This window comes from Pantoea sp. DY-5 (genome assembly GCF_019795955.1).
Lineage (GTDB): Bacteria > Pseudomonadota > Gammaproteobacteria > Enterobacterales > Enterobacteriaceae > Pantoea > Pantoea leporis.
In genome coordinates this window covers 465,453-489,275 of record NZ_JAIMIE010000003.1, presented here as the reverse complement: position 1 = coordinate 489,275, position 23,823 = coordinate 465,453, and the positions used below count along the sequence as shown (strand labels likewise).

At 54.5% G+C, this 23,823-nt stretch carries 24 protein-coding genes; 15 read left to right on the top strand and 9 right to left on the bottom strand.

What is annotated here, in order from left to right; all coding sequences use genetic code 11:
• Window positions 1–11: 11 nt before the first annotated feature.
• Both K5Y30_RS13245 and K5Y30_RS13240 read left to right on the top strand, forming a co-directional pair.
• Window positions 12–428, top strand: coding sequence for a secondary thiamine-phosphate synthase enzyme YjbQ (locus K5Y30_RS13245; protein WP_222184964.1), 417 nt, complete (start codon window positions 12–14; stop codon window positions 426–428).
• 3 nt (window positions 429–431) lie between these two features.
• A complete protein-coding gene (locus tag K5Y30_RS13240) occupies window positions 432–782 on the top strand; it encodes an MmcQ/YjbR family DNA-binding protein (protein WP_101763060.1) in 351 nt (116 codons plus the stop codon).
• Window positions 783–788: 6 nt separating this feature from the next.
• Here the strand turns inward: K5Y30_RS13240 and K5Y30_RS13235 are convergent, their stop codons facing one another.
• Both K5Y30_RS13235 and uvrA read right to left on the bottom strand, forming a co-directional pair.
• On the bottom strand, window positions 789–1,853 hold the full coding sequence (locus tag K5Y30_RS13235; RefSeq protein ID WP_210081826.1) for an NAD(P)-dependent alcohol dehydrogenase: 1,065 nt from the start codon (window positions 1,851–1,853) through the stop codon (window positions 789–791).
• A gap of 219 nt (window positions 1,854–2,072) precedes the next feature.
• Complete coding sequence (gene uvrA / locus K5Y30_RS13230) at window positions 2,073–4,901, bottom strand: excinuclease ABC subunit UvrA (protein ID WP_222211706.1); 2,829 nt, start codon at window positions 4,899–4,901, stop codon at window positions 2,073–2,075.
• 222 nt (window positions 4,902–5,123) lie between these two features.
• Here uvrA and ssb1 point away from each other — a divergent pair, with 222 nt between their 5' ends.
• The gene (ssb1, locus tag K5Y30_RS13225; protein ID WP_061718369.1) at window positions 5,124–5,678 is read left to right on the top strand and encodes a single-stranded DNA-binding protein SSB1; all 555 of its coding nucleotides are present in this window, start codon (window positions 5,124–5,126) and stop codon (window positions 5,676–5,678) included.
• 99 nt (window positions 5,679–5,777) lie between these two features.
• Here ssb1 and K5Y30_RS13220 read toward each other — a convergent pair whose 3' ends face one another.
• Window positions 5,778–6,305, bottom strand: coding sequence for an isochorismatase family protein (locus tag K5Y30_RS13220; RefSeq protein ID WP_210081825.1), 528 nt, complete (start codon window positions 6,303–6,305; stop codon window positions 5,778–5,780).
• 121 nt (window positions 6,306–6,426) lie between these two features.
• On the opposite strand from K5Y30_RS13220, the gene K5Y30_RS13215 reads away from it, so the two are divergent.
• Both K5Y30_RS13215 and K5Y30_RS13210 read left to right on the top strand, forming a co-directional pair.
• On the top strand, window positions 6,427–7,257 hold the full coding sequence (locus tag K5Y30_RS13215; RefSeq protein WP_222184969.1) for an AraC family transcriptional regulator: 831 nt from the start codon (window positions 6,427–6,429) through the stop codon (window positions 7,255–7,257).
• 72 nt (window positions 7,258–7,329) lie between these two features.
• Window positions 7,330–8,283 carry a DMT family transporter gene (locus K5Y30_RS13210; RefSeq protein ID WP_176970078.1) on the top strand — a complete coding sequence of 318 codons (954 nt, stop codon included), beginning with the start codon at window positions 7,330–7,332 and terminating at the stop codon, window positions 8,281–8,283.
• Between the two features lie 933 nt (window positions 8,284–9,216).
• On the opposite strand, the gene K5Y30_RS13205 is transcribed toward K5Y30_RS13210, so the two are convergent.
• Entirely contained in the window at window positions 9,217–9,612 is a 396-nt protein-coding gene (locus K5Y30_RS13205) for an IS3 family transposase (RefSeq protein ID WP_008109970.1), read from the bottom strand.
• A 526-nt stretch (window positions 9,613–10,138) separates the two neighbouring features.
• On the opposite strand from K5Y30_RS13205, the gene K5Y30_RS13200 reads away from it, so the two are divergent.
• A complete protein-coding gene (locus tag K5Y30_RS13200) occupies window positions 10,139–11,395 on the top strand; it encodes a polysaccharide biosynthesis C-terminal domain-containing protein (protein ID WP_222184973.1) in 1,257 nt (418 codons plus the stop codon).
• Window positions 11,396–11,403: 8 nt separating this feature from the next.
• The gene (locus K5Y30_RS13195) at window positions 11,404–12,354 is read left to right on the top strand and encodes an ATP-grasp fold amidoligase family protein (protein ID WP_101763051.1); all 951 of its coding nucleotides are present in this window, start codon (window positions 11,404–11,406) and stop codon (window positions 12,352–12,354) included.
• A gap of 55 nt (window positions 12,355–12,409) precedes the next feature.
• Here K5Y30_RS13195 and K5Y30_RS13190 read toward each other — a convergent pair whose 3' ends face one another.
• The gene (locus tag K5Y30_RS13190) at window positions 12,410–12,691 is read right to left on the bottom strand and encodes a YjcB family protein (RefSeq protein ID WP_008109973.1); all 282 of its coding nucleotides are present in this window, start codon (window positions 12,689–12,691) and stop codon (window positions 12,410–12,412) included.
• Window positions 12,692–12,945: 254 nt separating this feature from the next.
• Entirely contained in the window at window positions 12,946–13,377 is a 432-nt protein-coding gene (gene soxS, locus K5Y30_RS13185) for a superoxide response transcriptional regulator SoxS (RefSeq protein WP_036649992.1), read from the bottom strand.
• Between the two features lie 98 nt (window positions 13,378–13,475).
• Here soxS and soxR point away from each other — a divergent pair, with 98 nt between their 5' ends.
• From soxR to K5Y30_RS13165, 4 genes are all read left to right on the top strand, one after another.
• Entirely contained in the window at window positions 13,476–13,952 is a 477-nt protein-coding gene (soxR, locus tag K5Y30_RS13180) for a redox-sensitive transcriptional activator SoxR (protein WP_064737890.1), read from the top strand.
• A gap of 43 nt (window positions 13,953–13,995) precedes the next feature.
• Complete coding sequence (locus K5Y30_RS13175) at window positions 13,996–14,661, top strand: glutathione S-transferase family protein (RefSeq protein ID WP_222211704.1); 666 nt, start codon at window positions 13,996–13,998, stop codon at window positions 14,659–14,661.
• A 260-nt stretch (window positions 14,662–14,921) separates the two neighbouring features.
• Window positions 14,922–16,271, top strand: a complete 1,350-nt coding sequence (locus K5Y30_RS13170) for an NCS2 family permease (RefSeq protein WP_101763048.1) — start codon at window positions 14,922–14,924, stop codon at window positions 16,269–16,271.
• Between the two features lie 139 nt (window positions 16,272–16,410).
• A complete protein-coding gene (locus K5Y30_RS13165) occupies window positions 16,411–18,060 on the top strand; it encodes a Na+/H+ antiporter (RefSeq protein WP_101763047.1) in 1,650 nt (549 codons plus the stop codon).
• A gap of 71 nt (window positions 18,061–18,131) precedes the next feature.
• Here K5Y30_RS13165 and K5Y30_RS13160 read toward each other — a convergent pair whose 3' ends face one another.
• A complete protein-coding gene (locus K5Y30_RS13160; protein WP_222211702.1) occupies window positions 18,132–19,034 on the bottom strand; it encodes a LysR family transcriptional regulator in 903 nt (300 codons plus the stop codon).
• A 104-nt stretch (window positions 19,035–19,138) separates the two neighbouring features.
• Between K5Y30_RS13160 and K5Y30_RS13155 the strand changes: the two genes are divergently transcribed.
• The 4 genes from K5Y30_RS13155 to K5Y30_RS13140 all read left to right on the top strand — a co-directional run bounded on the left by K5Y30_RS13155 (window position 19,139) and on the right by K5Y30_RS13140 (window position 21,564).
• Complete coding sequence (locus K5Y30_RS13155) at window positions 19,139–19,561, top strand: CidA/LrgA family protein (RefSeq protein ID WP_008109984.1); 423 nt, start codon at window positions 19,139–19,141, stop codon at window positions 19,559–19,561.
• The gene (locus K5Y30_RS13150; protein WP_222184979.1) at window positions 19,554–20,249 is read left to right on the top strand and encodes an LrgB family protein; all 696 of its coding nucleotides are present in this window, start codon (window positions 19,554–19,556) and stop codon (window positions 20,247–20,249) included. Before K5Y30_RS13155 ends, K5Y30_RS13150 begins: the two co-directional genes overlap by 8 nt.
• Window positions 20,250–20,332: 83 nt before the next feature.
• Window positions 20,333–20,878 (top strand): YfaZ family outer membrane protein, encoded by a 546-nt coding sequence (locus K5Y30_RS13145; protein ID WP_222211700.1) that lies wholly within the window; start codon window positions 20,333–20,335, stop codon window positions 20,876–20,878.
• 140 nt (window positions 20,879–21,018) lie between these two features.
• The gene (locus K5Y30_RS13140; RefSeq protein ID WP_008109987.1) at window positions 21,019–21,564 is read left to right on the top strand and encodes a YfaZ family outer membrane protein; all 546 of its coding nucleotides are present in this window, start codon (window positions 21,019–21,021) and stop codon (window positions 21,562–21,564) included.
• A gap of 173 nt (window positions 21,565–21,737) precedes the next feature.
• Here K5Y30_RS13140 and actP read toward each other — a convergent pair whose 3' ends face one another.
• Together actP and K5Y30_RS13130 are read right to left on the bottom strand one after the other, a co-directional pair.
• Entirely contained in the window at window positions 21,738–23,390 is a 1,653-nt protein-coding gene (gene actP, locus K5Y30_RS13135) for a cation/acetate symporter ActP (protein WP_222211698.1), read from the bottom strand.
• Window positions 23,387–23,713: a DUF485 domain-containing protein gene (locus K5Y30_RS13130; RefSeq protein ID WP_222211696.1), complete on the bottom strand. Its 327-nt coding sequence runs from the start codon at window positions 23,711–23,713 to the stop codon at window positions 23,387–23,389. Before K5Y30_RS13130 ends, actP begins: the two co-directional genes overlap by 4 nt.
• Between the last annotated feature and the right edge of the window lie 110 nt (window positions 23,714–23,823).

The following is a 23,823-nucleotide window of genomic DNA, read 5'->3' as shown; positions in this document are numbered from 1 at the left end:
AGGATTCTGGCATGTGGCATCAACAAACGCTTACGCTTGGCGCTAAAGCGCGCGGCTTTCATCTGATCACCGACGAGATTGTCGGCCAGCTTCACGGCTTATCCGATGTGCGCGTCGGCCAGCTGCATCTCCTGCTGCAACACACATCGGCGTCGTTAACGCTCAATGAGAATTGCGATCCCACCGTGCGCAGCGATATGGAGCAGCATTTCTTACGCCATGTTCCGGAAAGTGCGCCTTATCAGCACGACTACGAAGGGGCTGACGACATGCCCGCACACATCAAATCGTCGCTACTCGGCGTTTCGCTCCTGATTCCGGTCAACCGTGGTCGCCTGATGTTAGGCACATGGCAGGGAATCTGGTTGGGTGAACATCGGGTGCAGGGCGGTGTGCGGCGTATCGTGGCGACCTTACAAGGGGAATAAAAGATGAATACTTCGGATTTACTGACGTACTGCATGAGCAAGCCGGGCGCGGAGCAAAGCTTTAAAGAGTGCTGGCAGGCGACGCAGATTAAGAGTGAAGGTGTGCTGTTTGCCATGCTTTATGAGGTAAAAGGGCGTCCGGCCTTGTCGCTGAAAGCCACGCCTGCGCTGGCGGAGTTATTACGGGAGGAGCACAACGATGTGTTTCCCAGCGAACATTTAAACAAGTCGCACTGGAGCACGCTGTGGCTGGATGGTTCGCTGAAAGATTCGCAGATTTACTATCTGGTGGATGCATCCTGGCAACAGGCTGACGCCACGCGCGCGGCGGGCGTCAACCATGATGAACACTGAGGCGAATTAAGCCGCAGATTCCTCGCGCAGGGTATTGATATCAATCACGAAGCGGTATTTCACGTCGCTTTTCAGCATACGTTCGTAGGCTTCGTTGATTTGATTCATCGCGATCAGTTCGATATCTGAAGTGATACCGTGCTTACCGCAGAAATCCAGCATTTCCTGGGTTTCCGCGATGCCGCCAATCAGTGAACCTGCAATGCTGCGACGTTTGAAGATCAGGTTGAAGACCTGCGGTGCCGGGTGATCGTGCTCCGGCGCGCCGACCAGCGTCATATTGCCATCACGCTTCAGCAGGGCGATGAACGGGTTGAGATCGTGCTGTGCCGCAACGGTGTTCAGGATGAAGTCGAAGCTGTTGGTGTGCGCGGCCATTTGATCGGCATCTTTCGAGATCACCACTTCATCTGCACCCAGGCGTTTACCATCTTCAATTTTTGACGGTGACGTGGTGAACAGCACCACATGTGCGCCCATCGCATGCGCCAGTTTCACGCCCATGTGACCAAGGCCGCCCAAACCGACGATACCGACTTTTTTACCCGGACCGACATTCCAGTGGCGCAGCGGTGAGTAAGTGGTGATACCGGCACACAGCAGCGGCGCAACGCCCGCCAGATCGAGATTTTCTGGTACGCGCAGCACGAAGCTTTCATCTACTACCATGCTGGTGGAGTAACCGCCGTAGGTGATGGCTTTGGTTTCGCGATCTTCGCCGTTGTAGGTGCCAACGAAGCCATTTTCGCAATACTGCTCCAGCCCTTCCTGACAGCTTGGACAGCTGCGGCAGGAATCAACCATACAACCAACACCGACCAAATCGCCCACTTTGTAGTTGTGGGTGTGAGCGCCAACGGCCGTCACGCGACCAACAATTTCATGGCCAGGCACCACAGGAAAAATGGTGTTGCGCCATTCGTTGCGCGCGGTATGCAGGTCCGAGTGGCAGACGCCGCAGTACAACACTTCAATCTGCACATCATGAGCGCGCAGTTCGCGTGGCGTAAAATCGAACGGGGCGAGTTTTGCTTTCGCGTCCTGTGCGGCATAGGCATGCGTAATATTCATGGTGTCTCCAGTAGGATGTGTCGTGATTTCTATGCGGGATCCCGTTCAGCACACTGAAGGGATAAAGGGCGTAAGGGACGCCAAAAGGAACGTTGTAAGGATAGTCAGCAGGGGGGAATGCGTATATGCCTGAAGTTGTCTGATTCTTGCCTGTTCCTGCATTTCGTTGCGGAATCCGACAGAAAAAAACAGGCCCGCAATGGCGGGCCTGAGAGAAATTTACTTCTTCAACATTGGCTTAAGGAAACGCGCCGTGTGTGATTTTTCACACTCCGCCACCGTTTCTGGCGTGCCGGACACCAGAATTTCACCGCCGCCGCTGCCGCCTTCCGGGCCGAGATCGACAATCCAGTCTGCGGTTTTCACCACGTCGAGGTTGTGCTCAATCACCACGATGGTGTTGCCCTGATCGCGCAGCTGATGCAGCACTTCCAGTAACTGCTGAATATCCGCAAAGTGCAGGCCGGTGGTCGGCTCATCGAGGATATAGAGCGTCTGGCCTGTGCCGCGTTTTGACAGCTCACGCGCCAGCTTGACGCGCTGCGCTTCACCACCAGAAAGCGTGGTAGCTGACTGGCCCAGACGGATATACGACAGGCCGACATCGACCAGCGTTTGCAGCTTACGCGCCAGCGCCGGCACCGCATCAAAAAATTCGCGGGCTTCTTCGATGGTCATATCCAGCACTTCGTGGATGCTCTTGCCTTTGTATTTAATCTCCAGCGTTTCGCGGTTATAGCGCTTGCCTTTGCACTGGTCGCACGGCACGTAGATGTCGGGCAGAAAGTGCATTTCTACCTTGATCACGCCGTCACCCTGACAGGCTTCGCAGCGTCCGCCGCGCACGTTGAAGCTGAAGCGCCCCGGATTGTAGCCGCGTGAACGCGCTTCCGGCACGCCGGCGAACAGTTCGCGCACCGGAGTGAAAATGCCCGTGTAGGTCGCGGGATTCGAACGCGGTGTGCGACCGATCGGGCTCTGATCGATATCGATCACTTTATCGAAATGCTCCAGGCCGGCGATTTCACGATAAGGCGCGGCTTCGATGGTGGTCGCGCCGTTGAGCTGGCGCTGCGCAATCGGGAACAGCGTATCGTTGATCAGCGTCGATTTACCCGATCCGGACACGCCGGTGATGCAGGTAAATAAGCCGACCGGAATCGTCAGCGTGACATCTTTGAGGTTGTTACCGCGCGCACCGGTGAGTTTCAGCACTTTGGCCGGATCGCCTTTGACGCGCTCTTGAGGGATCGCAATCTCACGTTTGCCGCTGAGGAACTGGCCGGTCAGGGAATTTTCATTCGCCATAATCGCGTGCACATCACCTTCGGCAACCACCTGACCACCGTGCACGCCCGCGCCCGGACCGATATCGATCACATGGTCAGCGGCACGAATTGCATCCTCATCGTGCTCCACCACAATCACCGTGTTACCGAGATCGCGCAGGTGAATCAGCGTGCCAAGCAGGCGTTCGTTGTCGCGCTGGTGAAGGCCGATTGAGGGTTCATCCAGCACGTACATCACGCCGACCAAACCGGCACCAATCTGGCTGGCCAGACGAATACGCTGCGCTTCACCGCCGGAGAGCGTTTCCGCCGAACGTGACATCGACAGGTAATTCAGGCCGACGTTCACCAGGAAGCTCAGGCGATCGCCAATCTCCTTCAGGATTTTTTCTGCAATCTGCGCACGCTGACCGCTCAGCTTCATGTTGGCGAAGAAATCCATCGCATGACCGATGCTCATTTCTGAGATGGTCGGCAGGTTGGTGTCTTCAACAAAAACATGGCGCGCTTCGCGACGGAGACGCGTGCCTTCACAGCTGGCACAGGCGCGGTTGCTGATAAATTTCGCCAGCTCTTCGCGCACCGCGTTGGATTCCGTCTCTTTATAACGGCGCTCCATGTTGTGCAGCACGCCTTCAAATGGATGGCGGCGCACTGAGGTGTCACCGCGATCGTTGATGTATTTGAATTCGATATTCTCTTTGCCTGAACCGTACAGAATCACATCGCGCGCTTTGTCGCTCAGACTGTTAAACGGGGCTTCGACATCGAACTGCAGATGCTCTGCCAGCGAGCGCAGCATCTGGAAATAGTAGAAGTTACGGCGATCCCAGCCGCGAATGGCGCCGCCCGCCAGTGACAGCTCGGGGTTCTGAACCACTCGATCGGGATCGAAATATTGCTGCACGCCCAGGCCATCGCAAGTCGGGCAGGCGCCAGCCGGGTTGTTAAACGAGAACAGGCGCGGTTCGAGTTCGCGCATGCTGTAGCCACAAATCGGGCAGGCAAAGTTAGCCGAGAACAGCATCTCTTCGGCGTTGGTATCGTCCATATCGGCGACGATCGCGGTACCACCGCTCAGTTCCAGCGTGGTCTCGAAGGATTCGGCCAGACGCGTTGCAAGATCCTCGCGCACGCGGAAACGGTCAATCACCACTTCGATGGTGTGCTTCTTCTGCAACTCCAGCTTCGGCGGATCCGACAGATCGCACACTTCGCCATCGATACGCGCACGGATATAGCCCTGCGCGGCGAGGTTTTCCAGCGTTTTGGTGTGTTCGCCTTTGCGATCTTTCACCACCGGCGCCAGCAGCATCAGACGACGGCCTTCTTCCTGCGACAGCACCTGATCGACCATTTGACTCACGGTTTGCGCCGCCAGTGGAACGTCATGATCCGGACAGCGCGGTTCACCCACGCGTGCAAACAGCAGGCGCAGATAGTCATGAATTTCGGTAATGGTGCCGACGGTGGAACGCGGGTTATGCGAAGTCGATTTCTGCTCAATGGAGATGGCGGGCGAAAGACCTTCAATATGGTCAACGTCCGGTTTCTCCATTAATGAAAGAAACTGGCGCGCATAGGCCGAAAGCGATTCAACATAGCGACGCTGGCCTTCCGCATACAGCGTATCAAACGCCAGCGAAGACTTACCGGAACCTGACAGACCGGTGACCACAATGAGCTTATCGCGAGGGATGATCAGGTTGATGTTCTTCAAATTATGGGTGCGAGCACCGCGGACTTCGATCTTATCCATTCACCTTTCCCGGATTGAACAACACTCGCCATGCCTTGCCAGCACGACCAGCAGAAACGGTCCATTATGGCACAAAAAATAAACTGAATAAATATCCAGTGTTTTTGCTATTCTGTCCGCCGATAAATTTTGGAATCCCGCTCTAAAGTGGGCACACGCCAATGTGACGTGATACAATTTTTCGCTTAGACTTTTAGCATCAACTCATCGGGAGACAGCAACATGGCCAGTCGTGGCGTAAACAAAGTGATTCTAGTCGGGAATCTGGGTCAGGATCCGGAAGTGCGCTACATGCCAAATGGTGGCGCGGTAGCCAACATTACGCTGGCCACGTCAGAAAGCTGGCGCGATAAGACAACCGGTGAAAACAAAGAGATCACGGAATGGCACCGTGTTGTGCTGTTCGGCAAGCTGGCGGAAGTGGCTGGCGAATACCTGCGTAAAGGTTCTCAGGTTTACATCGAAGGTCAGCTGCGTACCCGCAAATGGACCGATCAGGCCGGCCAGGAAAAATACACCACTGAAGTGGTGGTTAACGTTGGCGGCACCATGCAGATGCTGGGCGGACGTCAGCAGGGCGCGAACGCAGGTGGCGCACCGGCGGGCGGCCAGGGCGGCGGCAATAACAATGGTTGGGGCCAGCCACAGCAGCCACAACAGCAGCCGCAGGGCGGTGGCAACCAGTTCAGCGGCGGTGCGCAGCAGCGTCCACAGCAGCAGAGCGCGCCTGCTAACAACGAACCGCCAATGGATTTTGACGACGATATTCCGTTCTGATAATCCGCCTGAGCTATCTCAGGCCGGACGTTATCGAATCCAGAAATGCCATTCCGCGAGGAGTGGCATTTTTTATCTCAAGCCAAACAAGGTGCAGCCTTAATGCGGTCGCCATTCCCGCAATAACGCTTCCGTCTCACGTACCAGCACCGGGTTGCCCGGCATAATCAAATCGGCCCACACTTCGTTGTGCTGATTAATTTGCTGTTGTGCGGAAACATAGGTGCGGTCGGCGGTGGTGTGCGCATCGGCGGCGACGGTGATGTGATAGCCAAGACTGGCGCCGACTTTGATGGTGGTATCGACACAGTAATCAGTCGCGCAGCCGCAAATAACGAAGCTTTTAATACCGCGTTGGTCGAGCTGAGCGGCGAGATCGGTTTGCCAGAAACTGTCGCAGGCGGTTTTATTGACAAAGATGGCGTTGGCCGGCTGATTCAACTCGGGGACGATGGCCCAGCCTGCTGAATTGACCTCTAAACCTGGCCCAACGTGCTGGATGAAGATCACCTGATCGGCCGCAGCGGTTAACTGATTGATCCGCTCGCAGCGTCCGGCACGATCAAAACGCGGCGATGCCAGCACGCCGTTTTGCATATCCACTACCACAACCACACGATTAGCCATTTTTATCTCCTGTTAAGTCTTGTCAGTGTCCGGTTAACTCGCAACGAGGTAAAGCAAATCCGCTTTGCATTTATCGCCACTGCCGCGCATGCTTATAAGCGATTTATTCCGGAGGTGTGTCGTGAAGGTGGTTCCTGAAATCTTTCCTTGTGAGCAAGATCGTGCGCAGTTTCAGCATTTCGCTGAGCTGCCGGGCATCGAGCTGTATCAGGCGCACATCTCCCGCTACGCTTTTGAACCGCATACTCATGAAGCCTTTGGTATCGGCACTATCGAATCCGGCGCCCAGCGCTTTCGCTATCGCGGCGCCAGTTACACCGCGCCGCAGCATTCGCTGGTGATGATGAATCCTGACGAGCTGCACACCGGTGAATCTGCCTGCGACGAAGGCTGGCGTTATCGCATGATCTATATCGATCCGCAGGAGATGGATCGTCTGACCGGCGATCGTCATTGGTGGTTCACCGACGCTCTGCGCACCGATGCGCGTCTGGCGCAGCCGTTTTCTCAATTGCTGGCGCAGATGTGGCAGGCGGAAACCACGCTGGAGCGTGAAAGCATTTTGCTCGAACTGCTGGAGTTAATGCGTCCGCTGGCGCGTCAGGGACAGCAACGACCTGTCGAAGGCGCACATCGCTTTGATGCGGTAAGAGACTATTTGCGTGAAAATCTCGCCGAACCGGTGCGCCTCGAAGAACTGGCTGCGCTGGCATCACTGTCGCCGTGGCATTTCCTGCGCAGTTTTAAACAACACTTCCACGTCACGCCGCATCAAATGCTGATGGCTTTTCGCCTGTTCGCCGCAAAGCAGCAGTTGGCACGCGGCGACAGTGCCGCAACCGTCGCTGCATCGGTTGGTCTTACCGATCAGGCACATCTTACCCGCGCCTTCGCGCATCGCTACGGCATCACGCCGGGCCGCTATCAAAAACAGGTGTTCCCTTCACGCTAACCGCAATCTGCTACAAGCCTTTAGCCTGCGCCTGCGTCACACTGCAGCGGAATGCATATAAAGGAAGAGTTTATGTTTGCTGGAATACTGTTTGCGCTGGCGGCGGGACTGATGTGGGGATTGATCTTTGTGGGCCCGCTGCTGATACCGGATTATCCCGGCACCTTACAATCGGCCGGACGCTACGTCGCCTTTGGTTTGGTGGTGTTGCCGCTCGCCTGGCTGGATCGCCGTCGTTTGCGTCAGCTGGCGCGCAAAGACTGGATTGAAGCGCTGAAGCTGTCGCTGATTGGCAATTTGCTCTATTACGCGTTTCTCGCCAGCGCGATTCAACGTACCGGCGCGCCCATCTCCACCATGATTATCGGCACCTTGCCGGTGGTGATTACCGTGACGGCCAATCTCTGTTATGGCCATCTTGAAGGGCGCTTGCCGTGGCGCAAGCTGACGCCGGCGTTGCTGATTATTGCTGCCGGCCTGGCTTGCGTGAATGCCGCCGAACTCCAGACGCAAGGTCCCGATTTTGATTGGTCGCGCTATCTCACCGGTTTAGGGTTAGCGATTCTGGCGGTGGCATGCTGGACATGGTATCCGCTGCGTAATGGTTTATGGTTACGCGCGCATCCCCAGCACAAGCCATCCAGCTGGGCGACGGCGCAAGGTTTGGTGACGCTGCCGCAGGCGTTGGTGTTCTATCTATTAGTCTGCGTGCAACTCCACTGGCAGCAACCTGCGTTTGCGCTGCCCTTCGGGCCGCAGCCGCAACGCTTTCTATTATTGATGTTAGGTATCGGGCTGATTTGCTCATGGCTGGGCACACTGTGCTGGAATGCGGCCAGCCAACGCGTGCCGACGGTGATCATGGGGCCGCTGATTGTGTTCGAAACCTTAGCCGGTTTGCTGTGGACATTCCTGTGGCGACAAAGTTGGCCGCCGCTGTTAACCGCTGTCGGCATTGGTTGTCTGATTATTGGCGTCATCTACGCAATGCGTATTAAACCCCAGCCGCACATCACTGCGGTATAAATCATCAAAATAGCGCTGCTGAATAATCATTTCGGCAGCGTACTACGCTGTATTTTAAGAATTTGACCAACCCCTATCACACGCCTCAAGGCCCATTCCTACGCTCGCCTTGCCGTCGATATAACATTTCGGCTAATTTCAGCCGCCTTTTTAGCCCTGATTTGTCATAACAAGTCATACCGTTACGTCCGGTGCCTGAGCGTTTAAGGGTAATAAGCCTCCTTAAACCTTCACTAATCTCCGATCTTCCTGGCTATCGCAGGCCCTAAAGCGGAAAAAAGCGGCGCGTTAAGGCGGAAAAACATGCATCTAACCTACCGTTTATTGCCGTTTGGCACTGAAGATTGGCACTCGAAAGCCACTTTTTGCTTAAGGGAATCGGGCGATGTTAAGAAAGATTCCATTAACCGTTGGCAAAAAACCATTAAGCGTAACAATGAATAGGGTGCAGGAATTTAACTTATCTCCTGCTTTTTGGCTGTTATTGTTTAGGGTAGATAACCTTTCTTATCAGGATTATTCCTGGCAACAGGATAGGGAATTATGGTCTACGCGCGTCAACCAGCTGACCAATGAATCTCAGAATAGATCCAGTTAAAAACAGAGGTTATGTGTGAGCGGTTACACGACGTTGTTCATTAATGCTTAACAGAATTGTCTGCATTCAGGGCTGATGATTAATGTTGGTAAAGTAATAATTGAAGCGCCAATCTCACCGAAATGAGATTGGACTTCGTTTGAATGGCTTGAATAGAGAGACTTTTGCTGATGTGAATCTATTTTACCGCAAAAAAGGAAGCAATTCCGCGATGGTATTCATCAGGAAAAATTGGAGCGAATTGTTATGTTGTGAACGCCGTATTAAATGATCTTCATATCTTCTGGTAAGAACAAATCTCAGCATTAAGTCAAATAACATCGGCCTTAATGGTGTTAGCGATTATCTGTACCTGCAGGATAATGATAAACGCTACGGCTAATATCCAGTAAACGACAGCTACGACGGGTACCTATGTCGAATGTCGTTTGCAGAAAGTTAACCGCCTGACGCTTTTCATTCGTGGTAAAGAAGTTTTTCAATACGCTTTGCAGCATCTCTTTATCGGAACTCAGAGATTGCAGTTCACGCGTGAGGTTAAGAAGCTGATCTTCCAACTCCTTGATTTTGCGACCTTCCTCGGAAGAGAGCCCAGAAAACTTCTTCTTCCAGCTATAGAAAGTGGCCTCGGAAATGCCAAGCTCCTCACAAATCTCCCTGACTTTCACTCCCGTTTCAGAAGCTTTAATGGCATTTGTGATTTGCTCTTCGCTATATCGTGACTTTCTCATAAATGCTATTACCTTTCTTATCAATTAGTGGATGAGAATTACTGTATTAATATCTGGCACTGCAAAAACACTATTAATTCAGTATTAAAGTGCGCGATTTGAATTGCGAGGGTTAAATTAAGATATTTAGAAGAAATATCATCATGGGATAAATCTTATTTTATTCCGAATGGCATTGAACGCCTTCCTGGCTTTAGGTTTTTGATATAAATTCTCTCCATCCCAAATGCAGAAAAATACTACATTCATTGGAAAATCGGCATAAACCACTTGCAGAAATGTCAGGGTGTGCCAGTAAACCTTTGCTTAGAATTTAAGCTGAAATCGTTTACATCCACCGAGTTTCGCACCGGATATAATCGGAATTTTCCTGAATATAATTCCTAATTGCTGACGCGAGTCTCATTTTTCGGACCAGTTTGGTTTGAAGTTAATAATTTAAGTCAGGCCCACTGAGCGCTTGTTAATTCATTTCAAGGACGTTGTACCGAAAGTTGTTGTAGTTCGTAATACTAAGGATCAGTCAATGAAATTGAGCGTAATGTCTAATGCCGCCTGGATGATGTCTGAAAAGATCGTCTCCGTGTTCGGCGTCATATTTGTGACCTCCTACGTGGCAAAATCCTTTGGTCCAACCATCTTTGGCCAAATGGCGTTTTCGACCTCGCTGTTTTCCATGGTGCAGACCGTGGCGATTTTCGGTACGGAAACCATTCTGTTTAAACGTATCAGTAAGAGTGCGCCGAAAGGGCTGCGCCTGATGACCGTAGCGCGCAACATGCGCATGGTTTTGCTGTTGCTCACATCGCTGCCCGTCTTGATTTGGGTCTGGTACAACATGCAGGAAAACTTCCTCGCTTTTGCACTGGCCTCGTTTATCTCTTCGGTTTTCGTAACGCAGGACACCTTCAGCGTCTACAACAATGCGCGCTTAGCCTCGCGACTGAACACCCTCGCCAACTCTGTCGGTTTGCTGCTGGGCTTCAGCTTAAGTTTCACCATTGCCTGGCTGCACCTCAATCCGCTGTGGCTGACCGTATCGATTGTCGCCGTCACGCTGGTGCCGTATGTGATTAAGCGTTTTAACTTTTACCGCGAAAATCAGGACGTGGCGCCGCCGCAGGATAAGCGCAACACCTATCTGCGCTATTTGCTGTATGCCGGATTACCGCTGGCCATCTCCAGCATCTTTATCTCGGTGCAGGTGAAAGCGGCACAGATGTTCCTGGCGGGCATCGCCTCGGCGCGCGATCTCGGGCTGTTTGCCGCCGCCAATACCATTTCGGCCTCCTGGATTTTTATCCCGGTCGCCATCATCACTTCCTGCTTTTCGGAAATCTTCCGTGAGCGTGGAGAAACCGCCATCAAGCTGACAGCACGGCTTAATGGTTATGTCATGGGTGTTTCATTGTTGTTGTTAGCGGTGATCGCGATGTACGGCGAAAAAATCATCATCGCTTTATATGGTCACGAGTACACACAGTCAGGAAGTCTCATTACGTTGTTGTCGTTAGCAACCTGCTTTTCGGCGATGGGGACCGTAGCGTATCGCTACATGGTCAAAGAAGGCGGGTTTAATTATCTGTTGAAGAAAATCGTTTGCCTGATGGTCATCAGCTTGCCGCTGTCGTGGTGGCTGATCCAGAGCTACGGCATCATGGGTGCCGCATGGAGCGTTTTCATCTCAGAATTGCTGTCTCTTACCGTAATGAATTACTTCTTCAAAAACGGCGTCATCCAAAAAATCCAGGTTTCCTCACTCAACTACAAAACCTACAAATGAGGTCAGATATGCTCAAGTTGAAAGATGAACTCAGAAGAAGCGTTCAGTACTTCATCAAGAAGATGCCCTGGGCATACCAGGATCGTATCTACTATTTTCACAAGTTCCGCAAATTGCCTAATCTGCGCGAGCCGAAAGTGTTTAACGAGAAGGTGCTGTATCGCAAATTCATCCATGGCGATTATCAGATTTATGGTCGTCTGTCGGACAAATATTCGGTGCGTGAATATATCGCCGAGAAAGTGGGCAGCGAATACCTGATCCCGCTGGTTTACGAGACCAGCGATCCCAGCTCATTGCACACGCTGCCGAGCTGGAAAAATACCGTTATCAAGCCGAATCACGCCTCCAACATGGTGGAGATCCTGCTGGAAGAGCCGGATGCGTTGAAGAAGCAGCAGATTATCAACGATTGCCATCGCTGGCTGAAGACCGATTTCGCCAACGAAGCGCGCGAGATTCACTATCGCTACATCAAGCCACGCATTCTGGTGGAGCAGTACATTGGCGATGGTAAATCGGCACCGATTGACTACAAGTTCCATATGTTCAACAAGCGCGACGGTAGCTTTGAGTATGTGCTGCAGGTGATCTACAACCGCTGCAATCCGCTGTTGTCGATGAACTTCTACGTCAACAACCTCAACGAGGCGTATCACAAAATTCGTGATACCGGCCTGGACGTGACGCCGCAAATGGCCTCGTTGCAGCACGCGTTGGCGTTGAGTAAAAAGCTGGCGAGCGATTTCGATTATGTGCGCGTGGATTGGTACATCGATAACGAGCAGATCTACTTCGGCGAATTAACCTTCACGCCGGGCGCCGGTTTGGTGACCGGTTTGGATCGCGGGTTAAATCAGATGATGGGTGATATGTGGATTCAGGATCGCCGCGGTACGAAGATACCGGGCATCACGGTGGCGGAAGTGACCATTCCGGCCGTATTGAAGAAAATTTAGAATCACACAGCAAAATAAAAAACCCCGCTTCGGCGGGGTTTTTTATTGGCGGCGATTAAGGCATTGGCCAATCGGTTGGCGTCTGGCTCATCACTTCGATAAAGGCGTTTTTGGAGATTTCCATAAAGTTATGCAGATTCTCCATGCTCAGCGTGATACCGAGTAGGCCAGTAACAAACCAGCATGACATGCCAACGCCGATGCCACCGCACAGCAGCGCCATCACGTGGTGACTGTTCTGACGCAGTCGAATTTTCATGGTGCTGGCGAAAAACATCATTACCGCACTCAGGAGTTCCCAGCGCATTACAATCAAACTGGTGGTTAGGGTGGCCATCTGCAAAAACCTCTTAGAATCAGTGATATCCCCGACATTCAATCGACATCACTGGCGGCTGAGAAGGAAGGTCAGGGAAGTCCTTCTGGCCGTCTTACTGAATACAGGAAAGTGTGACTTGGCTCACATTATATCACTCGATTTTAAATTTTGAACAAAATTTATACCGGGTCAGGTAGAAAGATTTTTATCGAAAGGGATTGAAGGCTGGCGGGAAAAAGGAAGGTGCGCCCGCAAAGGGCGCGCAGAAAAGGTTAGCTAACCGGGCAGCACTCGCCGGTTGTACGCTGGGCAAAACTGGTCATGTTGTTGTCTGCACAGTCAAAACTGAGCAAGCGCGGACGCTGAATCATCGCCTGACGACGCATGGTATGACGATAAGCGGTTGGCGTTTGCGAGAACTGACGGCGGAACACGCGCGAGAAGGTCTGCTGCGAATCGTAACCGTATTGCATCGCGATATCGAACACCGGACGCTGGGTTTGACGCAGCGCTTCCGCGGCCAGCGTCAGACGACGTTCGCGAATATAGCCACCCAGCGTTTGTTTCGTGACGGCACGGAACATACGCTGCAGATGCCATTTTGAGTAACCTGATTTTGCCGCGACTTCATCAATAGACAGCGCTTTATCCAGATTCTGATCGATCCAGTTGGACAGCGAATGAATGATTTCCTGTTGCATCATAGCCTCATCCTTCTGATGTTTTTTGCCTGGTGAGAAATTCGAAGTTTTGCTGGGGTGCGAGTATAATTCCTCAAGTTAACTTGAGGTAAAGGCCCTAAATGAAAAAAGAACGCAATTACCCGAAGCCGGTTTTGACGCCGGGCGAAGTGGCGAAGCGCAGCGGCGTGGCGGTGTCGGCGCTGCACTTCTATGAGACCAAGGGATTGATCTTCAGCTCGCGCAACGGCGGCAATCAACGTCGCTACAGCCGCGACGTGCTGCGTCGCGTTGCCATCATCAAAATTGCGCAACGCATCGGCATTCCGCTGGCGACGGTGAGCGACAGCCTGACGCATGTGCCGGCTAATAAACGGATGTCGACGCAGGAGTGGGACGCGCTGACGCAACACTGGCGCGAGGAGCTGGATAAACGCATCGAAACCCTCACGCGCTTGCGTAACGATCTTGATGGCTGCATTGGCTGCGGCTGTTTATCGATGCGCGATTGCCCGCTGCGCAACCCCGGTGACCGGCTGGCCGAGCAAGGTTCGGGCGCGGTACTACTCGATCCGGAACAGGACGAGCAAAAACGCTGATCGACTATACTTGGCGGAACACTTTTACCGGCAAGGAAACCGTATGATCACCGTTCACCATCTGGAAAACTCCCGCTCGCATCGCGTGTTATGGCTTCTGGAAGAGCTTGCGGTGCCTTACCAAATCAAACGCTATCAGCGTGAAAACAGCCTGCTGGCACCCGATTCCTTAAAGAAAGTGCATCCGCTGGGCAAATCCCCGGTGATTACCGACGGCAATCGCGTGATTGCCGAGTCAGGCGCGATTCTCGAATACCTGCAACTGAAGTACGACAGCGAACATCAGCTGGCGTTGAGTCATGAAGATGAGCAGATTCAGGCGCGCTACTGGCTGCACTATGCCGAAGGTTCGCTGATGCCGCTGCTGGTGATGAAACTGGTGTTTGCGCAGTTGGGCAAGAAGCCGGTGCCGTGGCTGCTGCGCCCGGCCGGCATCGCACTGAGCAAAGGGATTCAGAAAGCCTGGCTGAACAAGCAGCTGGCTTTGCACGGCCGCGTAATCGAAGAGCATCTCACGCAGCATGCATTTTTTGCCGGTTCACGTTTTAGCATCGCCGATGTGCAGATGAGCTTTCCGCTGCTGGCGCTGCAGTTGCGTGGCTCGTTACGCGATACGCCCGCCACCGCCCGCTGGCTGGAAACCATGCAGCAGCGCGCGGCCTGGCAACGCGCGATCCGGCAGGGCGGCGCGATTGAGTTAAGCCGCTAAGTTCAGCCAGGTCGCCATAATTGGTGGCCCTGCGGGGTGAGTTGCCTGGATTTATCCTGTCATACCCGTGATTAAGAGTTGAAAACCCCAGGGCAAACGCCAGATAATCGTTTGCCTTTTTTTCCGCGTCCCCCTTTACGGCATGGAATAAGCGGCGACGTAAACGTTTGCCTGGATTTTCATCATGAAAATCCGCCATCAGCGAACGGCAAACGTGCGCCGCGCGGCGACTCACATCACAAAAATATTGAGGAAGAATTATGTCTGGCGAATCGCGCCCGGCCAGTGGAAAACTGGACGCCTGGTTCAATATCTCTGCACGCGGCAGCAGCGTGCGTCAGGAAGTATTGGCGGGTCTGACAACGTTTCTGGCGATGGTGTATTCCGTCATCGTGGTGCCCGGCATGCTGGGCAAAGCGGGCTTCTCGCCAACGGCGGTGTTCGTTGCCACCTGTCTGGTCGCCAGTTTTGGTTCGATCATCATGGGTTTGTGGGCCAATCTGCCAATGGCGATTGGGTGCGCCATCTCGCTGACCGCCTTCACCGCCTTCAGTCTGGTGCTCGGCCAGCACATCAGCGTGCCGGTGGCGCTTGGTGCGGTGTTCCTGATGGGCTTGCTGTTCACGTTGATTTCGGTCACCGGCATCCGCGCATGGATTCTGCGGAACTTACCGATGGGCGTGGCGCACGGAACCGGCGTAGGTATTGGCCTGTTCCTGCTGCTGATCGCCGCTGACGGCATTGGTTTAGTGGTGAAAAATCCGGCTCCGGGCTTACCAGTGGCGTTGGGTCAGTTCGCTTCGTTCCCGGTGATCATGTCGCTGGTGGGACTGGCGGCGATTTTTGGTCTGGAAAAACGCCGCGTGCCGGGCGGCATTCTGCTGACCATCATCGCCATCTCGATTCTCGGCCTGATTTTCGATCCGGCAGTGACCTATCAAGGTCTGTTCGCGATGCCGAGCCTGAAGGATGCCAACGGGCAATCAGCGATGTTTAGCCTCGATATCATGGGCGCGCTGCAACCGGTGGTGCTGCCAAGCGTGCTGGCGCTGGTGATGACCGCGGTCTTTGATGCCACCGGCACCATCCGCGCGGTAGCAGGGCAGGCGAATCTGCTGGATAAAGAGGGGCAGATCATTAACGGCGGTCGTGCGTTAACCACCGATTCCGTCAGCAGCCTGTTTGCCGGTTTAGTCGGCGCTTCGCCGGCTGCGGTCTATATCGAATCGGCGGCGGGCACGGCGGCGGGCGGAAAAACCGGTCTGACGGCGATTGTGGTCGGTTTGCTGTTCCTGGTGATTCTGTTTATGTCGCCGCTGGCCTATCTGGTTCCGGCTTACGCGACCGCGCCGGCGCTGATGTACGTTGGCTTACTGATGCTGAGCAACGTGGCAAAAATCGACTTCAACGATTTCGTTGATGCGATGTCCGGCTTGTTGACCGCCGTGTTCATCGTGCTGACCTGCAACATCGTCACCGGCATCATGCTCGGCTTCGCTTCACTGGTGATTGGACGCCTGTTTGCCGGTGAGTGGCGCAAGCTGAACGTGGGCACCGTGGTGATTGCTGTCGCGCTGGTCGCGTTCTATGCCGGTGGCTGGGCCATCTGACCTGAAAGTTGAATAATTCCAGGATTATTCGCTTTCTGCATCACGCCGCACATCGGGTTGCTCCGCTGTGCGGCGTTTTGTTTTACACTTTCCCACGCAACAACATCGCTTTAATGAAATTGATTCGCCTAAGGAAAGCATGGAAATCTTCTTTACTATTCTCATCATGACGCTGGTGGTTTCACTCTCCAGCGTGGCGGCACGTATTCTGCCGTTTCAAATTCCCCTGCCGCTGGTGCAAATTGCCGCCGGTGCTTTACTCGCATTTCCCGTCTTCGGCCTGCATGTCGATTTTGATCCGGAACTGTTCCTCGTGCTGTTCATTCCGCCGCTGCTGTTTGCGGATGGCTGGAAAACGCCGATCAACGAGTTCCTCCATCACGGTCGCGAAATCATGGGGCTGGCGCTGGTTCTGGTGCTGATCACCGTAGTCGGGATTGGCTACCTGATTTACTGGCTGGTGCCGGGGATTCCGTTGATTCCCGCCTTTGCGCTGGCGGCGGTACTCTCGCCAACCGATGCCGTGGCGCTGTCCGGCATCGTCGGTGAAGGGCGCATCCCGAAAAAAATCATGTCGATTGTGCAGGGTGAAGCCCTAATGAACGACGCATCGGGCCTGGTATCGCTGAAGTTTGCTGTCGCGGTGGCGATGGGCACCATGGTGTTTACGTGGGGCGGCGCCAGCGTTGAGTTTCTCAAAGTGGCGGTCGGCGGTTTGGTCGCCGGTGTGGCGATATGCTGGCTGTATGGCCGCTCGCTGCGTCTGCTGAGCCGCTGGAGCGGGGATGACCCGGCAACACAGACCGTGCTGCTGCTGCTGTTACCGTTCGCCTCGTACCTGATTGCGGAACACCTTGGCGTGTCGGGCATTCTCGCCGCCGTCGCCGCCGGTATGACCATTACGCGTTCCGGCATTATCCGCCAGGCACCGCTGGCGATGCGTCTGCGTGCGAACAGCGTGTGGCAGATGCTGGAATTCGTGTTCAACGGCATGGTGTTCCTGATGCTCGGCCTGCAGCTGCCCGACATCCTTTCCACCTCGATTGCGCAGGCGCAAGCCGATCCTAACGTGGAACTGTGGATGCTGTTTACCGACGTTCTGTTGGTGTACGCCGCGCTGATGGTGGTGCGTTTCGGTTGGTTGTGGATCATGAAGCGCACCAGCATGCGTCTGCTGAAGAAGAAGCCGCTAGAGTTTACCAATTACTCGCTGCGTGAATTGCTGATTGCCTCTTTTGCCGGCGTGCGCGGTGCCATTACGTTGGCCGGTGTGCTGTCGATTCCGCTGTTCCTGAGCAACGGCGATCCGTTCCCGGCGCGCTATGAGTTGGTGTTCATCGCTACCGGCGTGATTCTGGTGTCGCTGCTAGTTGGCGTGGTGCTGCTGCCGATTCTGCTGCGCGACGTAGAAAGCATCGATAAGGTCGGCCATCGTCGTGAGATTCAGTTTGCGCGTGCCGCGATGGCGGGTGTGGCGATTGAGAGCCTGCATAAAATGGAGCAGCGTCTTGAGAGCGATACCGAAGAGAACATCGATCCTGAGCTGCTGAAAGAGGTCAGCCTGCGCGTGATTGGTAATCTGCGTCGTCGTGCGGAGGGGAAAAACGATATCGAGCAGGCGCAATTTGCCGAAAATCTTGAGCGTCGTTTCCGCCTCAATGCGCTGCGCGCCGAGCGCGCCGAGGTCTATCATCTGCGCGCCACGCAGGAGATCTCCAACGAGACAATGCAGAAACTGCTGCACGATCTTGATCTGCTGGAAGCGTTGCTGATTGAGAAAGAGGAATAGCAGTAAGCCATATTGTTCATCGGTAGCGGCGCAAAACATTGCGCCGCTACGCTAATGTGCTGCGGTTGTTTTTACACCGACAACCGCGGCGCACTATCCGGCCAGTGTTCACGGCAACATTCAATCCACGCCTCCGCGCTGCGCGACAAATAACTGCCTTCCCGCCAAATCAGCCCTAAGCTCCACTGCAGCTCCGATTCCAGGGGCAGCCACAGCAGCGACTGCTTATCCAGCCGCTGACAAATGGGCTCCGGCAGAATCGCCAATCCCATGCCCGCCTGTACCATCGCGGCAAGGAAATCCCACTGCGCGCTGCGCAACGCAATTGTCGGCGTCAGGTTCTGGCGTTGAAACGCTTTGCGGATCTGGCGATTCAGCGCGAACTCTTCATTGAGGATCAGCAGCGGATGTTCGGCTAACTCTGCCAATCCGACTTTATGGTGATCGCGCCATTTTTCGCTGCGCGGCAGCAGCACGCACAGCGGATGGTGCATCAGCTCCAGCGTATTGAGCGGCAGTTCTGACTCAATCGGTAGCGCGGTGAGAGCGATATCCAGCGCGCCACTCAGCACCGCTTGCTGCGCCGTCAGTCCGCCGAACTCTGATATTTTCAGCTGTACGCCGGGATAACGGCGGCGAAAGGCGGAAATCGATCCGGCCATCTGCATGCCGACCATCGGCGGAATACCCAGCCGCAGCTCGCCGGTTTTCAGCTGGTTGATGTCGCCTAACTGCGCTTCAAGCTGGTGGAACTCCTGCAGAATCACCAATCCGCGCTGATAAACCGCCTGACCGCTATCGGTAAGATGCAGTTTGCGGCCTTCACGCAGCAGCAAGGTGCAGCCGAGCTCCTCTTCCAGCTGGCGCAGCATTTTGCTGATAGTAGGCTGTGTCACGAACAGCTTCTCAGCGGCGCGGGTGAAGCTTTGCTGGCGCACCACTTCAGTGAAGTAGCGCAGGGCGCGCACATCCATAAACATTCCTTTTTGGCATAGTTTGAATAATTTTAATTCATTTCTTTCACAGTTTGCGGCGGATTTATACTGGGCACCTCAATTCTTCATCAGGGTGCAAGGCTATGATGGCATTAAGCCCGCGCAGAACGGATCTCCTGCAACGTACGTTTGTTCCGCTGCAGCTGGTGCTGTATGTCGGTTTGTTTATTTTCAGCGACAGGCTGGTGAGCTGGCTGCATCTGCCGCTGCCCGCCAACGTGGTGGGCATGGTGCTGCTGCTGGTGTTGATCATGACGCGCATCGTGCCGCTGCGCTGGGTGAAAGCCGGCGCCAACTGGCTGCTGGCGGAAATGCTGCTGTTCTTTATTCCGGCAGTGGTGGCGGTGGTGAACTACAGCGATTTGCTGCGCAGCGAAGGCTGGCGCATCTGCGTGGTGATTGGCGTCAGTACCTTGCTGGTGCTGGCTTCGACTTCACTGGTGGTCGATCGTTTGTATCGCTTCGAACTGGCGCGCGCCGCACGCAAGCAGGCGCATCATGAATGATCTGCTGATTAGTCTGCTGTGTCTGGCGTTCACGCTGCTGGTCTACTACCTCAACAAAATTCTTTATCGCCGCTGGCGCACGCTGCTGTTGATGCCGCTGGTATTGACGCCGCTGGTGCTGGTGGCGCTGTTGCTGCTCACTCACGTTAGCTGGAAAAATTACATCGCTGAAAGCCACTGGCTGATTTGGCTGCTTGGCCCGGCGACGCTGGCATTTGCCGTGCCGGTGTATGAGAACCTCGACATCATCAAGCGACACTGGCTGTCGCTGAGCGTAGGCGTGCTGACGGCCACGCTGGTGGCGGTATGCAGTTCGGTGTGGCTGGCGCGCTTGCTGACGCTGCCAGAAACCATCCAGCGCAGCCTGGCGGTACGCTCGATTACCACACCGTTTGCGCTTGCAGCCGCTCAACCGATTGGTGGCCAGCCGGATCTGGTGGCGCTGTTTGTGGTGATCACCGGCGTGTTCGGCATGGCGGTAGGAGACGTGCTGTTTCTGCGTCTCGCCATCAAGCAGGGCGTGGCCAAAGGCGCGGGTTTTGGTGCGGCATCGCACGGCGCAGGCACCGCGCGCGCGTATCAACTCGGCCAGCAGGAAGGCGTGGTATCCAGCCTGGTGATGATGCTGTCTGGCGTGGTGACGGTGATTCTCGCGCCGCTGTTAAGCCACTTACTGTGGGCCACGTAATCGTGCGTTTTTGAGTCAGGACTCGTATTCGTATTTTGTCGCTTTGCGTAGTGTTTGCCTGCGCAAATAACAAGGAAGCGACAATGAAACAGCACTTTTTAGCATTGGGCCTGATGCTGGCCTCTACCGGAATCGGCGCGACTGAAACCGGCATCAAAGGGAGCAGCGATTTTTTTGCTGCAGCGATTAATAGTGAAAAAAACGCGGCAGGCCTACAATACGGCGCAGAATATGTGAAGGGCGAACATCAAACGCAACTGGTGGAAGCCAATTTGGGTTATGGCTTTACGCTCGGAGCACTGCATGTGGCGCCACGTGTAGGGCTTTTCTGGGCTGATCTCGATAACGATAAATCCAAAAGTCAGGGCGCGAATGCGGGCATTCGCTTGATGGCCCCGTTACCCAAAGCGGGTCAAACCTGGCTGTATCTCGATTACAGCATGGCGCCAGACTTTGCGACCTATCATCTGCACCATCTGCATCAGTTAGAGGTAGGTATCTATTACCAACCAGCTAACTGGCTAACGCTCAGTTCGGGTTATCGTTACCTGTCGAGTGATGGAAAATATGGTGAAAATGACCAGCGTTTGATCGATGGATTGTTTATGGGCGCAGCCTGGCGTTTCTAGTCTGAAAAGTGGCCTTGCGGGGCCACTTTTTTCTCCGCGGTAATCCATTTTTACGTAAAGCTTTCCAAATAATGTTGTCTCTCGTCACCAGGCTGGTACCCTTGCCGCCGAATTAATTGTCCTTCATGGAGTGGAATCACATGTTAAAGCAACTTGTTACTGGAAGCGTATTGGGTCTGGCACTGCTGAGCAGCGGCGCACAGGCAATTGAGGGCAGTGTTGACGTGGGTGAGCATAGCACCAACCTGAACCTTGGCCTCGGCACCACTTCACCAGGCCTGTTCCTGAAAGGCAACTGGCTGCGCAGCGATCACGATGGCAGCACTTACGGTGCGGGCCTCGGCTATAACATCGACGTGGGCGATTTCCGCATCGCACCGACCGCGAAAGCGCTGTTCACCCATCCGGAAGATGGTCGTGATGGCTTCACCGTGGCAGTCGGTGGCGCAGCGCAGTACAGCTTCAACAGCATGTGGGGCCTGTACGGCGAATATTACTATGCGCCAGAAGCTTTCTCCGATCGTCTGGATAGCTATCAGGAAGCCTCAGGCGGCCTGAGCTTTACGCCGATTTCGCTGCTGAACCTGCGTGTGGGTTATCAGTACATCGAGCTGAACAACAAAGGCAGCCGCAAAGATAACGTACTGGTCGACGGCCCGTATGTTGGCGCGTCACTGCGTTTCTAATTGTTTAAATTAGAATGAAAAATGGCGGCCCAATGGGTCGCCATTTTTGTTTGGGTGCGGTCTGCCCCTCATCCCGGCCTTCTCCCGCAAGCGGGAGAAGGAGAAAATCGCGCCGGTCTGTTCCCTCTCCCATTTATGGGAGAGGGTTAGGGTGAGGGGAAGCCAGCACGGAATTAATGCGACTTACCCTGCGAAATCCCAATCCCCGTCTGTGAGCGAATAAACTGCCCACGGAAGCGGGCACGTTCCTGCGCACCGCGAGCAGAATGGTCGGTAATCGAGAACAGCCAGATACCGATAAACGCCGCCAGCATTGAGAACAGCGCCGGATACTCATACGGATAGATCGGTTTCTCATGCCCGAGCACCTGAACCCAAATCGTTGGGCCAAGAATCATCAGCAGTACCGCAGTAATGAGTCCCAGCCAACCGCCCACCATCGCGCCGCGCGTGGTGAGTTTCGACCAGTACATCGACAGCAAAATAATCGGGAAGTTACAGCTGGCGGCAATTGAGAACGCCAGGCCGACCATAAAGGCAATATTCTGTTTCTCAAACAAAATCCCCAGCGCAATCGCCACCACACCTAACACCAGCACGGTGATCTTCGAGATGCGCAACTCATCGCGTTCCGTCGCCTTACCTTCGCGGATCACGCTGGCATAGAGATCGTGTGAAACCGCCGAGGCCCCCGCCAGTGTCAGACCTGCGACCACCGCCAGAATGGTGGCGAAGGCCACGGCCGAGATAAAGCCGAGGAACAGGCTGCCGCCGACCGCGTTCGCCAGATGCACCGCTGCCATGTTGGTGCCGCCGAGCAGCGCGCCGCTGGCGTCTTTAAAGGCCGGATTCGATCCCACCAGCAAAATCGCGCCGAAGCCGATGATAAAGGTCAGGAAGTAGAAGTAGCCCATAAAGCCGGTGGCCCAGAACACGCTTTTACGCGCTTCACGCGCATCGGCCACGGTGAAGAAGCGCATCAGAATATGCGGCAAACCGGCGGTACCGAACATCAAACCTAGCCCCAGCGACAGCGCCGAGATCGGATCTTTCACCAGCCCGCCCGGTTGCATAATCGCCGCGCCTTTCGGGTGCACCGCCATCGCTTCGGTGAACAGCGTGTTAAAACTGAAGCCGGTGGCTTTCATCACCATAATCGCCATAAAGCTGGCACCAAACAGCAGCAGCACCGCTTTGATGATCTGCACCCAGGTGGTCGCCAGCATGCCGCCAAACAGCACGTACAGCACCATCAGAATGCCGACCATCACCACCGCGATATGGTAATCGAGGCCGAACAGCAGCTGGATCAGCTTACCGGCACCCACCATCTGCGCGATGAGATAAAGCGCCACCACCACCAGCGAGCCGCAGGCCGACAGCGTTCGAATCGGTTTCTGCGCGAGGCGATAGGAGGCGACATCGGCGAAGGTATAGCGTCCGAGGTTACGCAGACGTTCGGCAATCAAAAACAGGATCATCGGCCAGCCGACGAGGAAGCCGAGCGAGTAGATCAACCCGTCGTAACCGGAGGTGTAAACCAGAGCAGAAATACCGAGGAAGGAGGCGGCAGACATAAAGTCACCGGCGATGGCGAGGCCATTCTGGAAACCGGTGATGTTGCCGCCTGCGGTGTAGTAATCGCTGCGCGAACGGGTGCGTTTCGAGGCCCAATAGGTGATGCCGAGCGTCGCCGCGACAAACACCACGAACATGATAATCGCTTCATAGTTGGTGGCTTGCCGTTGCACTGCGCCGGTAATGGCATCAGCGGCAAACACGCTGGCGGGCACGATGGCTAAAAACATCGAAAGCAGGCGCTTCATGATTTCACCTCGCTCAGGATCTGTTTGGTCAGACGATCAAACTCGCCGTTGGCGCGCCACACGTAGACGCCGGTCAGCACGAATGACATCACGATTAAACCGACACCAATCGGAATGCCGCGCGTGACGTTAGTGCCCGCGTGCAGCGGTGTGCCGAGCCAGGCGGGCGCAAAGGCGATCAACAAAATAAAGCCGATATAGAGCACCAGCATGATCACGCTGAGCAGCAGCGCAAACGCCTGGCGCTTGCGCACCAGTTCATGAAAGCGCGGATTATTCTCGACTTGTTGCCAGACTGCTTCCTGTTCAGGGGTTTCGTTCATCACATTTTCTCCAGAGGCAAGGCGGCCAGCATACTCACGATTAAATGATTTAACTGGCTGAATATTCTAGTTTTATAAGTTGTGCGAACTCAGAACTACGTGGCATATAA

Coding starts and splice junctions, on each gene's coding strand:
- K5Y30_RS13245 (WP_222184964.1), top strand. CDS start 12: ATGTGGCATCAACAAACGCTTACGCTTGGCGCTAAAGCGCGCGGCTTT.
- K5Y30_RS13240 (WP_101763060.1), top strand. CDS start 432: ATGAATACTTCGGATTTACTGACGTACTGCATGAGCAAGCCGGGCGCG.
- K5Y30_RS13235 (WP_210081826.1), bottom strand. CDS start 1,853: ATGAATATTACGCATGCCTATGCCGCACAGGACGCGAAAGCAAAACTC.
- uvrA (WP_222211706.1), bottom strand. CDS start 4,901: ATGGATAAGATCGAAGTCCGCGGTGCTCGCACCCATAATTTGAAGAAC.
- ssb1 (WP_061718369.1), top strand. CDS start 5,124: ATGGCCAGTCGTGGCGTAAACAAAGTGATTCTAGTCGGGAATCTGGGT.
- K5Y30_RS13220 (WP_210081825.1), bottom strand. CDS start 6,305: ATGGCTAATCGTGTGGTTGTGGTAGTGGATATGCAAAACGGCGTGCTG.
- K5Y30_RS13210 (WP_176970078.1), top strand. CDS start 7,330: ATGTTTGCTGGAATACTGTTTGCGCTGGCGGCGGGACTGATGTGGGGA.
- K5Y30_RS13205 (WP_008109970.1), bottom strand. CDS start 9,612: ATGAGAAAGTCACGATATAGCGAAGAGCAAATCACAAATGCCATTAAA.
- K5Y30_RS13200 (WP_222184973.1), top strand. CDS start 10,139: ATGAAATTGAGCGTAATGTCTAATGCCGCCTGGATGATGTCTGAAAAG.
- K5Y30_RS13195 (WP_101763051.1), top strand. CDS start 11,404: ATGCTCAAGTTGAAAGATGAACTCAGAAGAAGCGTTCAGTACTTCATC.
- K5Y30_RS13190 (WP_008109973.1), bottom strand. CDS start 12,691: ATGGCCACCCTAACCACCAGTTTGATTGTAATGCGCTGGGAACTCCTG.
- soxS (WP_036649992.1), bottom strand. CDS start 13,377: ATGATGCAACAGGAAATCATTCATTCGCTGTCCAACTGGATCGATCAG.
- soxR (WP_064737890.1), top strand. CDS start 13,476: ATGAAAAAAGAACGCAATTACCCGAAGCCGGTTTTGACGCCGGGCGAA.
- K5Y30_RS13175 (WP_222211704.1), top strand. CDS start 13,996: ATGATCACCGTTCACCATCTGGAAAACTCCCGCTCGCATCGCGTGTTA.
- K5Y30_RS13170 (WP_101763048.1), top strand. CDS start 14,922: ATGTCTGGCGAATCGCGCCCGGCCAGTGGAAAACTGGACGCCTGGTTC.
- K5Y30_RS13165 (WP_101763047.1), top strand. CDS start 16,411: ATGGAAATCTTCTTTACTATTCTCATCATGACGCTGGTGGTTTCACTC.
- K5Y30_RS13160 (WP_222211702.1), bottom strand. CDS start 19,034: ATGGATGTGCGCGCCCTGCGCTACTTCACTGAAGTGGTGCGCCAGCAA.
- K5Y30_RS13155 (WP_008109984.1), top strand. CDS start 19,139: ATGATGGCATTAAGCCCGCGCAGAACGGATCTCCTGCAACGTACGTTT.
- K5Y30_RS13150 (WP_222184979.1), top strand. CDS start 19,554: ATGAATGATCTGCTGATTAGTCTGCTGTGTCTGGCGTTCACGCTGCTG.
- K5Y30_RS13145 (WP_222211700.1), top strand. CDS start 20,333: ATGAAACAGCACTTTTTAGCATTGGGCCTGATGCTGGCCTCTACCGGA.
- K5Y30_RS13140 (WP_008109987.1), top strand. CDS start 21,019: ATGTTAAAGCAACTTGTTACTGGAAGCGTATTGGGTCTGGCACTGCTG.
- actP (WP_222211698.1), bottom strand. CDS start 23,390: ATGAAGCGCCTGCTTTCGATGTTTTTAGCCATCGTGCCCGCCAGCGTG.
- K5Y30_RS13130 (WP_222211696.1), bottom strand. CDS start 23,713: ATGAACGAAACCCCTGAACAGGAAGCAGTCTGGCAACAAGTCGAGAAT.